This is a genomic window from Rhodanobacter sp. BL-MT-08, from assembly GCF_054161255.1.
Map to the genome: position 1 here is coordinate 38,609 of NZ_CP167872.1, position 15,646 is coordinate 54,254.

The 15,646-nt window shown below is 65.9% G+C and carries 6 protein-coding genes; all 6 read left to right on the forward strand.

Annotation, left to right across the window (positions count from 1 at the left end; translation table 11 throughout):
- The first annotated feature begins 58 nt into the window (after positions 1 to 58).
- The 6 genes from ACDK93_RS00175 (at position 59) to pgm (ending at position 15,638) form a co-directional block, all read left to right on the forward strand.
- Complete coding sequence (locus ACDK93_RS00175; protein WP_458070579.1) at positions 59 to 8,716, forward strand: GH36-type glycosyl hydrolase domain-containing protein; 8,658 nt, start codon at positions 59 to 61, stop codon at positions 8,714 to 8,716.
- Positions 8,717 to 8,971: 255 nt separating this feature from the next.
- Positions 8,972 to 10,378 carry a glucose-6-phosphate dehydrogenase gene (gene zwf, locus ACDK93_RS00180; protein WP_458070580.1) on the forward strand — a complete coding sequence of 469 codons (1,407 nt, stop codon included), beginning with the start codon at positions 8,972 to 8,974 and terminating at the stop codon, positions 10,376 to 10,378.
- Complete coding sequence (locus ACDK93_RS00185; protein ID WP_458070581.1) at positions 10,372 to 11,088, forward strand: HAD family hydrolase; 717 nt, start codon at positions 10,372 to 10,374, stop codon at positions 11,086 to 11,088. Before zwf ends, ACDK93_RS00185 begins: the two co-directional genes overlap by 7 nt.
- 88 nt (positions 11,089 to 11,176) lie before the next feature.
- Positions 11,177 to 12,280: a transaldolase gene (gene tal, locus ACDK93_RS00190; protein ID WP_458070582.1), complete on the forward strand. Its 1,104-nt coding sequence runs from the start codon at positions 11,177 to 11,179 to the stop codon at positions 12,278 to 12,280.
- Positions 12,277 to 13,989 carry a glucose-6-phosphate isomerase gene (gene pgi, locus ACDK93_RS00195; protein WP_458070583.1) on the forward strand — a complete coding sequence of 571 codons (1,713 nt, stop codon included), beginning with the start codon at positions 12,277 to 12,279 and terminating at the stop codon, positions 13,987 to 13,989. The genes tal and pgi overlap by 4 nt, the downstream gene beginning before the upstream one ends.
- Positions 13,986 to 15,638, forward strand: a complete 1,653-nt coding sequence (gene pgm / locus ACDK93_RS00200; RefSeq protein ID WP_458070584.1) for a phosphoglucomutase (alpha-D-glucose-1,6-bisphosphate-dependent) — start codon at positions 13,986 to 13,988, stop codon at positions 15,636 to 15,638. Before pgi ends, pgm begins: the two co-directional genes overlap by 4 nt.
- Positions 15,639 to 15,646: the final 8 nt, after the last annotated feature.

Genomic DNA, 15,646 nt, shown 5'->3' on the forward strand with positions numbered 1-15,646 from the left:
GGCGCATAGAGGCATACAGCCGGCTGTGTCACCCTGAACCCCGGAAGGAAAGCTGGAATTGGACATCGGCCGCACACTCGATTTGCTCAAACTGCGCCGTCTGCGCGCGTTCCGTCGTAAACGTGCGGCTGCCCGCACCAGGCCCGAGCAGGAGCCCGCACTGCGCTCGGAGCTGTTCAGTGCCGACCAGATGGAACGGCACGGGCACGTGCTCGCCAGCCAGCATCGGCTGAGCCCTGACGAAACCAGCAACCTGCTGCTGGCCCGCCTGGACGACAACGAGGCGGTGCTCGCGCATACCTGCGAACGCCTCACCGCGGCCACCCGCCATCGGCGGCGCATCACGCCGGCCGGCGAGTGGCTGCTCGACAATTTCTACCTGATCGAAGAACAGATCCGCATCGCCCGCCGGCATCTGCCCAAGGGCTACAGCAAGGAGCTGCCGCGGCTGGAAAGCGGCCCGTCGGCCGAGCTGCCGCGCGTGTACGACATCGCGCTGGAAATCATTTCGCACGGCGATGGCCGCGTCGATACCACCAGCCTGTCGCGCTTCGTCAACGCCTACCAAACCGTAACGCCGCTCAAGCTCGGCGAGCTGTGGGCGATTCCGATCATGCTGCGGCTGGCGCTGATCGAAAACCTGCGCCGCGTCGCCGCGCGCGTGATCGCCGACTGGCAATACCGCGGCAAGGCCGCGCGCTGGGCCGACAACCTCACCGCCACCGCCGAGAGCGACCCGAAAAGCGTGGTGCTGGTGGTCGCCGACATGGCGCGCTCCAAGCCGCCGATGACTGGACCATTCGTCGCCGAAATGGCGCGCCGGCTGCAGGGTCAAAGCCCCGCGCTGGCGCTGCCGCTGAGCTGGATCGAGCAGCGCCTATCCGAATCGGGCCAGACCATCGAGCACCTGGTCCAGCTCGAAGCGCAGCAGCAGGCGGCCGATCAGGTGTCGATCGGCAACAGCATCGGCAGCCTGCGCGCACTGTCGGCGATCGACTGGCGCGACTTCGTCGAACACACCAGCATCGTCGACCAGTTCCTGCGTCAGGACCCGGCCGGGGTCTATACCTCGATGGATTTCACCACGCGCGACGACTACCGCCACGTGATCGAATCGATCGCGCGCAAGCATAAGCTGAACGAGCCGGACGTGGCCGAGGCCGCGCTGGCGCTCAGCCGTGAAGGCGCTGGCGCGGACGGTCGCGCGGTGGCCCGACACGTCGGCTTCTATCTGATCGACAAGGGCCGCCGCACGCTGGAGCAGCGGCTCGGTGTGACGCCGACGGTCGGCGAAACGTTGCGGCGCTTGCTCGACCGCGCGCCGCTGCCGATCTATCTGGGCCTGCTCGCACTGCTGACGTTTGCGCTGGCGCGCGCGCTGGTGGTGTCGGCCTCACACAACGACCTGCCGACGTGGGGCCTGATCGCCATCGCGATTCCGTCGGTCATCCTGGCCAGCCAGCTGGCGATGAGCCTGCTCAACTGGATCGCCACGCTGACGATCGCGCCGCGGCAGCTGCCGCGCATGGACTACTCGGCCGGCATCCCCGAAAGCGCGCGCACCATGGTGGTAGTGCCGAGCCTATTCGGCAGCGCGCAGGACATCGAGGAGCTGGTCGAAGCGCTGGAAGTGCGCTTCCTCGGTAACCGCGATCCGCAGCTGCATTTCGCCCTGCTCACCGACTTTCCCGACGCCGCCAGCGAGACTCTGCCCGGCGATGACGCGCTGCTGCGGCTGGCCCGGCGCCGCGTCGAGGCGCTCAACGACAAATACGCCACGGCCGAGATGGACCGGTTTTTCCTGTTTCATCGCCCGCGCAAGTGGAATGCCGCCGAGCAGAGCTGGATGGGACGCGAGCGCAAGCGCGGCAAACTGGGCGATCTCAACGCGCTGCTTCGCGGCGGCGCGCGCGATCGCTACCTGCTGATCGTCGGCGACATCGACACGCTGCCGCCCGTGCAGTACATCATCACGCTGGATACCGATACCCAGCTGCCGCGCGAGTCGGCGCACGAGTTCGTCGGCGCAATCGATCATCCGCTCAACCGCGCGGTGTACGACCCCGCGCTGCGCCGGGTGGTGTCCGGTTACGGCGTACTGCAACCGCGCGTAGGTATCAGCCTGCCCAGCACGGCGCGTTCGCGCTATGCGCAGCTCTATGCCAGCGATGCGGGTATCGATCCGTATACGCAGATGGTCTCGGACGTCTATCAGGACGTGTTCCACGAAGGCTCGTTTATCGGCAAGGGCATTTACGCCATCGATGCGTTCGAGCTCAGCCTTGAAGGCCGCTTCCCCGATAACGCCATCCTAAGCCACGATCTGGTCGAGGGCTGCCACGCGCGCTCGGGCCTGCTCAGCGACGTGCAGCTGTACGAGGAATACCCGGCGCGCTACAGCGCCGACGTCAAGCGCCGGCATCGCTGGATTCGCGGCGACTGGCAGCTGCTGCCGTGGCTGCTGCCGTGGGCGCCGACCGCGCACGACGGCTGGCGCAAAAATGCGCTGACCGCGCTGTCGCGCTGGAAGATTCTCGACAACCTGCGCCGCAGCCTGGTGCCCGTGTCGCTGTTGGCCCTGCTGCTGACCGGCTGGCTGCTGCTGTCGCCGGCGTTCTCCTGGATGCTCGCCGTACTGGCGATGGTGCTGATTCCGCCAGTGCTGTCAGCGATGCTCGATCTGGTGCAGAAGCAGGCCGAAGTGCAGATGGATCAGCACCTGCGCGCGGCCATGCATTCAAGCGGCCAGCACCTGGCGCGCATGGCGCTCGGGTTGGCGTGGCTGCCGCACGAAGTGCTGTACAGCCTCGATGCGATCGTACGCACGCTGTGGCGCATGCTGATCAGTCGGCGCTTGCTGCTGCAGTGGCAAACCTCCAGCGATGTCGAAAAGCGCAGCAGCAACGCGCCCGGTGCGCTGTGGCGATTGATGTGGATCGGTCCTGCACTGGCCGTGATCCTGGCGGCCCTGCTGGCGTGGCACCGCCCGATGGCGCTGATCGTGGCAGCGCCGCTGCTCGTACTCTGGCTGCTGTCGCCGTCGATCGCCTGGTGGATCAGCAAACCGAATCTGCCGCCCGCGTTTTCACCCACCGCCACGCAGATGCAGTTTCTGCGCATGCTGGCGCGCAAGACCTGGGCCTTTTTCGATGCGCATGTCGGGCCAGCCGATCACTGGCTGCCGCCGGACAATGTGCAGATCCAGCCGGCCCCGGCCGTCGCGCACCGCACCTCGCCGACGAATATCGGCCTGGCCCTGCTGGCCAATCTGGCCGCCTACGATTTCGGCTTTCTGAGTGCCGGGCGCCTGCTCGACCGTACAGTGCAGACCCTGGCGACGATGCGCCTGCTGCCGCGCCATCGCGGGCATTTCTACAACTGGTACGACACGCTGACGCTGCAGCCGCTGGCGCCGCTGTACATCTCGGCCGTGGACAGCGGCAATCTCGCCGGGCATCTGCTGACGCTGCGTCCGGGGCTGCTGGCGCTGGCCGATGAGCCAGTATTCCAGCCGCGCGCGCTGCAAGGTCTGCTTGATACGCTCGCCGTGCTGCAGCGTTCGCTGCCCGGGGCCAGCGCTAGTTCGCTGAGCCCGCTGCAGCAGCCGCTGGAGGCCGCCGTAGCATCGCCTCCGGCAACCACAGGAGCGGCCGTCGCGCTGCTGCAGAGCATGCTCCACCAGGCTCACGCGCTGGCGCGTTCGCAGCCGGTTGAGCCTGGCAGCGACGCCGGGTTCTGGCTCGCCGCCCTGCTGCAGCAGTGCGGCGACCTGCTCGATGAAACGCGCCACTTCCACCTCGATCCGCCGCCCGACGACGACGCCAACTTCAAGGGCGTGCCCACGCTGCGCCAGCTGTCGCGCATCGAGCCGCTGATCTGGCCCGACGAGGCCGACGCGGAGGCCCGGCGCGAACGCGCGCGCGAACGCATCGCCACGCTCGAACAGGTGGCGCTGGAGGCCGGCGAACTGGCGCTGATGGATTATCGGTTCCTGTACGACAGCGCGCGCGACCTGCTGGCGATCGGCTACAACGTCGACGAGCGCCGCCTCGACGCCGGCTTCTACGATCTGCTCGCCTCCGAAGCGCGCCTGGCCAGCTTCGTCGCCATCGCGCAGGGCCAGCTGCCGCAGGACAACTGGTTCTCGCTGGGCCGCCTGCTGACCACCAGCGGGGGCCAGCCGGTGCTGCTGTCGTGGACCGGCTCGATGTTCGAATACCTGATGCCGATGCTGGTAATGCCCAGCTACGAAGGCACCCTGCTGGATCAAACCTGCCGCGCCGCCGTCGCGCGCCAGATCGAATACGGCACTCAGCTCAACATTCCCTGGGGCGTTTCCGAATCGGGCTACAACACGCTCGATGCCCATTTCACCTATCAGTACCGCGCCTTCGGCGTGCCCGGCCTGGGCCTGAAGCGTGGGCTCGGCGACGACGTGGTGATCGCGCCGTATGCCACCGTGATGGCGATGATGGTCGCGCCCACGGCCTCTACCCGCAACATGCAGCGCCTGGTCGATGCGGGCGCGGAAGGGCGGCTGGGTTTTTACGAAGCGATCGACTACACGCCCGCGCGTTTGCCGCTGGGCCAGTCCTCGGCGCTGGTGCAGTCGTACATGGTCCACCACCAGGGCATGAGCCTGCTGGCGCTGGACTATGCGCTGCTGGACAAGCCGATGCAGCGACGTTTCGAATCCGATCCGCAGTTCCAGGCCACCAGCCTGCTGCTGCAGGAGCGCGTGCCGAAGACCGCCGCGGAATATCTGCACGCCTCGGGCTTCCCCGAAATGGACGGCCAGTCGCGCGCCGCCGAAGCGCGCCTGCGCGTGTTCACCGAGCCCGATCGGGCGCGCCCCGCCGTGCAGCTGCTGTCCAACGGCCGCTATCACGTGATGGTCAGCAGCGCCGGCGGCGGCTACAGCCGCTGCCGCGATATGGCGCTGACGCGCTGGCGCGAGGACATCACCAGCGACAACTGGGGCATGTTCTGCTACCTGCGCGACGTGGCCAGCGGCGCCTACTGGTCGACCGCGCACCAGCCGACGCTGAAGAAAACCGAGCTGTTCGAGGCGATCTTCTCCGACGCCCGCGCCGAGTTCCGCGTGCGCGAGCGCGAGTTCGACGCGCATACCGAAATCGTGGTGTCGCCGGAAGACGATATTGAACTGCGCCGCACCCGCATCACCAACCGCAGCCGCACGCGCCGCACGATCGAGCTGACCAGCTTTGCCGAAGTAGTGCTGGCGCCGCCGATCGCCGACGCGATGCACCCGGCTTTCAGCAAGCTGTTCGTGCAGACCGAGCTGATGCCCGAGCTGCAGGCGATCGTCTGCACCCGCCGCCCGCGCGCGCACGACGAAGCCGTGCCGTGGATGTGCCACCTGCTGGCCGTACACAACGGGCACATCGACGAAATCTCCTACGAGACCGACCGCGCCCGCTTTATCGGCCGCGGCCGCAGCGCCGCCGCCCCGCTGGCGATGGGCACGGCAGCTGACCCGCATCCGAAGCTCTCCAACAGCGAGGGCTCGGTGCTCGATCCGATCGTATCGATCCGCTGCCGCATCACGCTGGAGCCGGAGCAATCGGTCACGGTGGATTTCGTCACCGGCATGGGCGACACCCGCGACGCCTGCGTGCAGCTGATCGGCAAGTACCGCGACCGCCATCTGGCCGACCGCGTGTTCGACCTGGCCTGGACGCACAGCCAGGTGCTGCTGCGCCAGCTCAACGCCTCGCTGGCCGATGCGCAGCTGTACGAGCACATGGCCACCTCGATCATCTATCCCAGCTCCAATATGCGCGCCGAACCGGGCATGATCGCGGCCAACCGCCGCGGCCAGTCGGGCCTGTGGGGACAGTCGATTTCCGGCGATCTGCCAATCGTGCTGCTGCAGATCGCCGACCCGGCGCGGATCGAGCTGGTCCGTCAGCTTGTGCAGGCGCACGCCTACTGGCGTCTGAAGGGTCTGGCGGTGGATCTGGTGATCTGGAACGAGGATCGCGCCGGCTACCGGCAGGAGCTGCAGGACCAGATCATGGGCCTGATCGCCTCGGGCAGCGAAGCGAGCCTGCTCGATCGTCCCGGCGGCATCTTCGTGCGCCCGGCGCAGCAGCTGTCCAGCGAGGACCGCATTCTGGTCCAGGCCAGCGCGCGCATTATCCTCGCCGACACCCGCGGCACGCTGGCCGAGCAGGTCAGCCGGCGCTGGGTGGAAACGCACATGCCGCGCTTCGAACCGAGCAAGCCGCGGCACAGCGCGCCGGCCATCGTGCCGGCGCTGCTGGCGCCGCCGTTAGAGAACCCGCGCGGCCTGCAGCTGAGCAACCCGTACGGCGGCTTCAGCGCCGACGGGCGCGAGTACGTGATCGTGCTGGGCCCGAACGACGCCACGCCGGCACCGTGGGCGAACGTGCTGGCCAACCCGCATTTCGGCACGGTGATTTCCGAGAGCGGCGGCGCCTACACCTGGGCCGAGAACGCGCACGAGTTCCGCCTGTCACCCTGGCACAACGACCCGGTCGGCGACACCAGCGGCGAGGCGATCTATCTGCGCGACGAGGAAACCGGCCAGGTCTGGTCGCCGACGCCGCTGCCCGCGCGCGGCACCGGCGAATACGTGACCCGTCACGGCTTCGGCTACAGCGTGTTCGAACACACCGAAGACGGCATTTACTCCGAGCTGTGGGTCTACGTGGCGCTGGATGCGTCGGTGAAGTTCTCGCTGCTGAAGCTGCGCAATGATTCCGGCCGCGCGCGCAAGATCAGCGCCACCGGCTACGTCGAGTGGATGCTGGGCGACCTGCGCGAAAAGACCGCCATGCACGTGGTCACCGAATCGGACCCGGCCAGCGGCGCGCTGTTCGCCCGCAATGCGTACAACACCGAGTTCCCCGGCCGCGTGGCGTTCTTCGACGTCGACGATCCGAGCCGCTCGATCGGCGGCGACCGCAGCGAGTTCCTCGGCCGCAACGGCAGCACCCGCGCGCCGGCCGCGCTTGGCCGCACGCATCTGTCCGGTCGCCTCGGCGCCGGCCTCGATCCCTGCGGCGCGCTGCAGATGACGATCGAACTGGGCGAGGGCGAAAAGCGCGACATGGTGTTCCGACTGGGCCTGGGCCGCGATACCGCCGACGCGAGCGCGCTGGTGCAGCGCTTCCGCGGCGCCGTGGCCGCGAGCGAAGCCCTGAACAAGGTGCGCGGCCACTGGCAGCGCACGCTCGGCGCGGTGCAGGTGAAAACGCCCGATCCCGCGGTCGACGTGCTGGCCAACGGCTGGCTGCTGTACCAGACCATTGCCTGCCGGTTCTGGGCCCGCAGCGGCTATTACCAGTCCGGCGGCGCGTTCGGTTTCCGCGACCAGCTGCAGGATTCCATGGCGATGATTCACGCCGCGCCGGACAGCGCGCGGCGGCAGATCCTGCTGTGCGCCGCGCACCAGTTCCCCGATGGCGATGTGCAGCACTGGTGGCATCCGCCGCTGGACCGCGGCGTACGCACGGCCTGCTCCGACGATTATCTGTGGCTGCCGCTGGCCACCGCGCGCTATGTGCTGGCCACCGACGATCGACAGGTGCTCGATGAAACCGTCGGCTACATCGAGGGCCGGCCGCTGCATCCGGGCGAGGAGTCGTACTACGACCTGCCGCAGCACTCCAGCCTGCGCGAAACGCTTTACCGCCACTGCGTGCGGGCGATCGAACATAGTCTGGTGCGCGGCGTGCACGGCCTGCCGCTGATCGGCTGCGGCGACTGGAACGACGGCATGAACCGGGTCGGCGAAGCCGGCCGCGGCGAAAGCATCTGGCTGGGCTGGTTCTCGTGCGAGGTGATGAACCGCTTCGCCGACGTCGCGCGCCTTCACGACGACGAAGCGTTCGCCCTGCGCTGCGAGAGCGAAGTGGCCAAGCTGAAGATCGCGCTGGAGCAGAACGGCTGGGACGGACAGTGGTATCGGCGCGCCTACTACGACGACGGCACCCCGCTGGGCTCGGCGCCGAACGATGAGTGCCGCATCGACTCGATCGCGCAGAGCTGGTCGGTGATCTCCGGCGTCGCCGATCCGGCGCGCCAGCAGCAGGCGATGAATTCGCTCGATCAGCATCTGGTCAAGCGCGAGGCCCGGCTGGTGCAGCTGCTCGATCCCCCGTTCGACAAATCGCCGCTCGACCCGGGTTACATCAAGGGCTATGTGCCGGGCGTGCGCGAGAACGGCGGTCAGTACACGCATGCGGCGATCTGGGCGACGATGGCGTTTGCCGAACTGGGCGACAGCGCTCGCGCGTGGGAACTGCTGCGCATGATCAACCCGCTCAGCCACACGCGTGACGCCGCCGAGATCGACGTCTACAAAGTCGAGCCTTACGTAGTCAGCGCGGACGTCTACGCGGTGCAGCCACACGTCGGCCGCGGCGGCTGGAGCTGGTACACCGGTTCGGCCGGCTGGATGTATCGGCTGGTGGTCGAATCCCTGCTCGGCCTGCACATGGACGCCGGCCATCTGACTTTTGCGCCAGTGCTGCCCGGCGACTGGGAAGGTTTTTCGATGCGCTATCGCTATCGCCAGACCTGGTATCAGATCGAGGTGACGCAAGTTGCTGCGGATGCGCCGCGCGTACTGCGACTGGATGGCGAGCGGGTCACCGACGGCCGCGTGCTGCTGACCAACGACGGGCAGGAGCATCGCGTCCAGCTGCAGCATCCGCGCTCGGCGTAAATGCCTGTCGAAACCCTAGGCTTGTCGAAACCCTTGGCTTCTTGGAATCGTCGCGGCGCAGACCACAGGAAGCTGCGATGCGGCGACCGTGGTCGCGCCTATGAGAATCTTAGCGAAGACTTCACTCCCGGACGCGCAAACTACGCTGTGCAGCCGTCGCGTTGGCCGGCAACGGTCGACGCGACGGAACGTTTTCCGCGGTGTCGTCGTAACGCGCGCCCGTACCCTTGAAGCCACATGGAGAGAGTTACCTTTATGCCGACACCTCGTTCGGATGCACTGGTCTTTTTCGGCGCCACGGGCGACCTGGCTTACAAGAAAATCTTTCCCGCGCTGCAGGCGATGATCGTCAACGATGGGTTGGACCTTCCGATTATCGGCGTCGCCCACTCCGACTGGGACATCAAAAAGCTCAGGGCGCGCGCGCGCGACAGCCTGACCAAGGCGGCGAAGGATCAGGGCGTCAAGTTCGACAAGGACGCGTTCGAGAAACTGTCGGAAAAGTTGCAGTACGTCGACGGCGACTACAACGATCCAGCCACCTTCGACGCGATCAAGAAAGCGCTCGGCAAGGCCAAGCGGCCGCTGCATTACCTGGCCATTCCGCCGAGCCTGTTCGGCGTGGTGGCGCAGGGCCTGCAGAATGTGGGCTGCGCCGAAAATGCCCGCGTGGTAGTGGAGAAACCGTTCGGCCGCGATCTGGCCTCAGCCAGGGCGCTCAATGCCACGCTGCACGAAGTGTTTCCCGAGCAGTCGATTTTTCGCATCGACCATTACCTCGGCAAGGAGCCGGTGCAGAACTTGCTCTATTTCCGCTTCGCCAACACCGTGTTCGAGCCGGTCTGGAACCGCAACTACGTCGAAAGCGTGCAGATCACCATGGCCGAGGATTTCGGCGTGCAGGGTCGCGGCGCGTTCTACGACGACATCGGCGCGATCCGCGACGTGCTGCAGAACCATCTGCTGCAGGTGATCGCCATGCTGGCTATGGATGCGCCGGTCGGCAGCGATCCGGAGTCCCTGCGCGCCGAGAAGTTGCGCATCTTCCGCGCCATGAAGCCGGTTGATCCGAAGGACGTGGTGCGCGGCCAGTACAAGGGCTACCGCGAGGTCGAGGGCGTCAAGCCCGATTCCAATGTCGAAACTTTCGTGGCGTTGCGCCTGCATATCGACAACTGGCGCTGGAACGGCGTGCCGTTCTACATCCGCGCCGGCAAGAACCTGCCGATCACCGCGACCGAGGTGATCGTCGACATGAAGACGCCGCCGCTGTCGCTGTTCGACGAAATCAGCCAGAAAGAGTCCAACTACTTCCGCTTCCGCTTCAATCCCGAGGTGATCATCGCCGAGGGCGCGCGGGTCAAGAAACCCGGCGAGAAAATGCGCGGCGAGCCGGTCGAGCTGGTGGCACGCCATCACCCGGAGCCGGAAAAAACCCCGTACGAGCGGCTACTCGGCGACGCGATCCGCGGCGACAACGCGCTGTTCACCAGCGATGAAAGCGTCGAGGCGGCGTGGGCCGTGGTCGATCAGGTGCTGACCCACGAAAAGCCGGTGGCGACCTACAAACCCGGCAGCTGGGGCCCGGCCGAGGCGTCGAAAATCGTCGATGGCGACGAAGGCTGGCACGACCCGGCGAAGGAGGAAACGTCTCCATGCTGAGCGCGGTTTCCCGCAGCGAACCGGCAGAGGTCTTCATCCTGGTCGATGTCGACAACACCCTGTTCGACAACGACCGTTTCGCCGTCGAGCTGTCCGCCCACCTGGAAACATCGTTCAACGCGGCCGAGCGCGAGCGCTACTGGTCGCTGCACAAGAAGCGCTGGGCCGAGACCGGCATATCGGATTATCTCGGCACCATGCAGGAGTTCCGCGTCGGGTTGCAGAACGATCCCGCGCTGCTGCAGATGTCGCCGTTCCTGCTCGATTTTCCCTTCGCTGATCTGCTCTATCCGCACGCGCTGGAAGTTGTGGCGCACCTGCGCACGCTGGCGCCCGCCTCGGCGCTGTCCGACGGCGACATGGTGTTTCAGCCGCGCAAGGTTACGCACTCCGGCGTGTTCGACGCCTTCGACGGCAATGTGCTGATCTACGAGCACAAGCAGCACGAGCTGGATCTGATGCAGCAGCGCTATCCGGCCCGGCATTACGTGATGATCGACGACAAGCCGAACATCCTCGCCGATATGAAAAAAGAGCTCGGCGAGCGGCTGACCACCGTGTTCGTGCGCCAGGGCCAGTACGCGGCCAACGCCACGCCCGAGCTGCGCAACGCGCCCGATATCAAGATCGACCGCATCGGCGACCTGCTCGGCGTCGCACTGGACGACCTGCTGCTCACGTCATCCGCGCGTCACGGCGCCGTGCATTAGTCACTAGCGTCCGCCCATTTCGTCCCCATCTTCAAAAACACGACATATACGCAGCACTTCCATCTTCCATACGTAGTCAGGAGCCACCATGAAAGCGACCCAGCAACTGCATGATCTCGGCCAGAGCCTCTGGCTCGACAACATCACCCGTACCCTGCTCGACGACGGCACGCTGGCGCGCTACATCGCCGAGGACTCGGTCACCGGCCTCACCTCCAACCCCAGCATCTTCGATGCGGCGATAGGCGGCGGCGACGCCTACGATGCCGGCATCCGCGAAAAGGCCAAGGGCGGCCTGTCCGGCGAAAAGCTGTTCAACGAGCTGGCGCTGGAAGATCTGCGCCGCGCCGCCGACCTGTTTGCACCGATCTTCAAGTCGACCCACAAGGTGGACGGCTGGGTCTCGATGGAAGTCTCGCCGCTGCTGTCCGCCGATACCGAAGGCACCATCGCCGCGGCCAAGGAAATCCACTCGCAAGCGCAGCGTGAGAATTTGTTTGTAAAAATCCCCGGTACTCCCGAAGGTATTCCGGCGATCGAGGAAGCGATCTTCCTGGGCATTCCGATCAATGTGACCCTGCTGTTTTCGCGCGAGCATTACCTGGCCTCGGCCGAGGCGTACATGCGCGGTCTTGAGCGTCGTCATGAGGCCGGCCAGCATCTGGACGTCTGTTCGGTGGCGTCGGTGTTCGTCAGCCGCTGGGATGTCGCCAGCAACAAGCAGCTGCCCGAGGAGCTGCACAACAAGCTCGGCATCGCCGTGTGCCAGCAGACCTACTGCGCCTATCGCGAGCTGTTGGAATCGCCGCGCTGGAAAAAGCTCGCCGCCGCCGGCGCCAAGCCGCAGCGCCTGCTGCTGGCCAGCACCGGCACCAAGGATCCGGGCGCCTCCGACACGCTGTACGTCAGCGCGCTGGCCGCGCCGGACACCATCGATACGATGCCGGAAAAGACTCTGCTCGCCTTCGCCGAACACGGCCAGCTGCACGGCGTGATGCCGACCGACGGCAAGGAAGCGGAAGAGACGCTGGCGAAGATCACCAAAGCCGGCGTCGATATCGATGCGCTGGCGACCCAGCTGCAGACCGAAGGCGCGGCCTCGTTCGTCAAATCGTGGAACGAGCTGCTCAAGCGTATCGTCGAGAAGACCGGCAAGCTCGAGGACGACTCGAAAGGATCGACCCAGAAATGAGCTCACCTCTGGTTTCCCGGCCGCAGTGGCAGGCGCTGCAGAAGCACTTTGCGCAGATCGGCCAAAAACATCTGCGCGACCTGTTCGCCGCCGACGCCGAACGCGGCACCACGCTGACCGCCGAAGCGGTTGGCCTGTACCTCGACTACTCCAAGCAGCGCGTCACCGCCGACACCCTGCGCCTGCTGCGCGAACTGGCCGAAGCGTGCGATCTGCCCAAGCGCATCGAGGCGATGTTTCGCGGCGACAAGATCAACATCACCGAGAAGCGCGCGGTCGAGCACGTTGCGCTGCGCGCGCCGGCGGGTGAAAAGATCCTGGTCGACGGCAAGGACGTCGTGCCGGACGTGCATGCCGTGCTCGACCGCATGACCGCCTTCGCCGAAAAAGTGCGCAGCGGCGCGTGGCTGGGCCACAGCGGCAAGCGCATTCGCAACGTCATCAGCATCGGCATTGGCGGCTCGGATCTCGGACCCGTGATGGCTTATGAAGCGCTGCGCGACTACAGCCAGCGCGACATCAGCTTCCGCTTCGTCTCCAACGTCGACGGCACCGATTTCGCCGAAGCCACGCGGGATCTGGACGCCGCCGAAACGCTGTTCATCGTCTGCTCGAAAACCTTCACCACGCTGGAAACGCTGACCAACGCCCACGCCGCGCGCGCCTGGGCGCTTAAGGCGCTGGACGTCAGCGGCGATGACGAGGGCAAGGCGGTCGCCAAGCATTTCGTCGCCGTGTCGACCAACGCCGAGGAAGTCACCAAGTTCGGTATCGACACCGCCAACATGTTCGGCTTCTGGGACTGGGTCGGCGGGCGCTACTCGATGGATTCGGCGATCGGCCTGTCGACCATGATCGCGATTGGCCCGGATCATTTCCGCGAGATGCTGGCCGGCTTTCACGCGATGGACGAGCATTTCCGGCATGCGCCGCTCGAGAAAAACCTGCCCGCGCTGATGGGCCTGCTGGCGATCTGGAACAACAACTTCCTCGATGCCGCGACCGTGGCGGTGCTGCCGTACGAGCAGTATCTCAAGCGCTTTCCGGCCTACCTGCAGCAGCTGACGATGGAGAGCAACGGCAAGCACGTCACGCTCGACGGCAGCACGGTCGATTACGCCACCGGCCCGATCTACTGGGGCGAACCGGGCACCAACGGCCAGCACTCGTTCTACCAGCTGATCCACCAGGGCACGCGCATCGTGCCGTGCGATTTCATCGGCTTCGGCCAGACGCTGAACCCGCTGCCCGTGCACGACGGCAGCGATCAGCCGGCTGGTGATCAACACGACCTGCTGATGGCCAATCTGATCGCCCAGGGCGAAGCTCTGGCCTTCGGCAAGACCGCCGACGAAGTGCTGGCCGAAGGCACGGCCGAGGCGCTGGTGCCGCATCGCACGTTCGAGGGCAACCGGCCGAGTAATACCCTTCTCGCTTCGCGCCTGACGCCGCACATCCTGGGCGCGCTGATCGCGCTGTACGAGCACAGCGTGTTCGTGCAGGGAACGATCTGGAATATCGACTCGTTCGACCAGTGGGGCGTGGAGCTGGGCAAGCAGCTGGCCAAAACCACCATCGCCGAGCTGACCGCAAAAGACGAGCCCGAGCTCAAGCATGACAGCTCGACCAACGCGCTGATCCACCGCTATCGCCAGCTGCGCGATGGCCGCCTGAAAGACGCACGCACACCACCGGCGGCACCGAAATGAGCCAGAAAATCAGCCCGCTTGCCGGCAAGCCGGCGCCCAAGTCGATCCTGATCGACATCGCCAAGCTGCTCGCCGCGTATGCCGATCTGAAGCCCGATCCGGCCGAGGCGTCGCAGCGCGTGGCGTTCGGTACCTCCGGCCATCGCGGCAGTTCGTTCACGCGCAGCTTCAACGAATGGCACATCCTGGCGATCAGCCAGGCGATTTGCGAATACCGCCAGAGCAAGGGCATCGACGGTCCGCTGTTTATCGGCTTCGATACGCATGCGCTGTCGCAGCCGGCGTTCGAGAGCGCGCTGGAAGTGCTCGCCGCAAACGGCGTCGAGACGATGATCTCGGCCAAGGGTGAGTTCACACCCACGCCGACGATTTCGCACGCCATCCTGACCTACAACAAGGGCCGTACCAAGGGTCTGGCCGACGGCATCGTCATTACGCCGTCGCACAACCCGCCGGACAACGGCGGCTTCAAGTACAACCCGCCCAACGGCGGCCCGGCCGATACCGACATCACCAACTGGGTGCAAAACCGCGCCAACGAGCTGATCGAAGGCGGCCTGAAAGAGGTCAAGCGCGTGCCGTTCGCGCAGGCGAGCAAGGCCTCGACCACGCACACGCACGATTACCTCGACGCGTATGTGGCCGACCTCGGCAACATGATCGACTTCGACATCATCCGCAGCGCGGGCGTGCACATGGGCGTCGATCCGCTGGGCGGCGCCGGCGTGCATTTCTGGGCACCGATCGCCGAGCGCTACAAGCTCGACCTCACCGTGGTCAGCGATACGGTCGATCCGCAGTTCGCCTTCATGACGGTGGACTGGGACGGCCAGATCCGCATGGACCCGTCGTCGAAATACGCGATGCAGCGGCTCATCGTGCTGAAGGACCAGTACGACGTCGCGTTCGCCTGCGATACCGACCACGATCGCCACGGCATCGTGACACGCAGCAACGGGCTGATGGAACCGAATCATTACCTTTCAGTGCTGATCGATTACCTGTTCCAGAACCGTCCGCACTGGAGCGACACGGCAGCCATCGGCAAGACCGTGGTCAGCACCGCGATGATCGACCGCGTGGCCAAGCGCCTGGGCCGCAAACTGTACGAAGTGCCGGTCGGTTTCAAGTGGTTTTCCGAAGGCCTGTTCGACGGCTCGCTCGGCTTCGGCGGCGAAGAGAGCGCCGGCGCCTCGCTGCTGCGCCGCGACGGTTCGGTGTGGACGACCGACAAGGACGGCCTGGTGCCGGCCCTGCTGTCGGCCGAGATCACTGCGCGTCACGGCAGGGATCCCGGCGAAATCTACGCGCAGATGACCAGGGATCTCGGCGAGCCGTTTGCCGACCGCGTCGAAGCCGCTGCCACGCCAGCACAAAAGGCCAAACTGGCCAAGCTGTCGCCGGATCAGCTGCACAGCGACCAGCTGGCCGGCGAGAAGATCACCCAGGTGCTCGACAAGGCCCCCGGCAACGGGGCCGCAATCGGCGGCATCAAGGCCATCGCGCCCAGCGGCTGGTTCGCCGCGCGGCCGTCCGGCACCGAGGCGATCTACAAGATCTACGCCGAGAGCTTCAAGAGCGCCGATCATCTGAAAGAAATCCTCGCCGAAGCGCAGAAAATCGTCGACGCCTCGCTCGGTGGTGCATGATGGCGCAC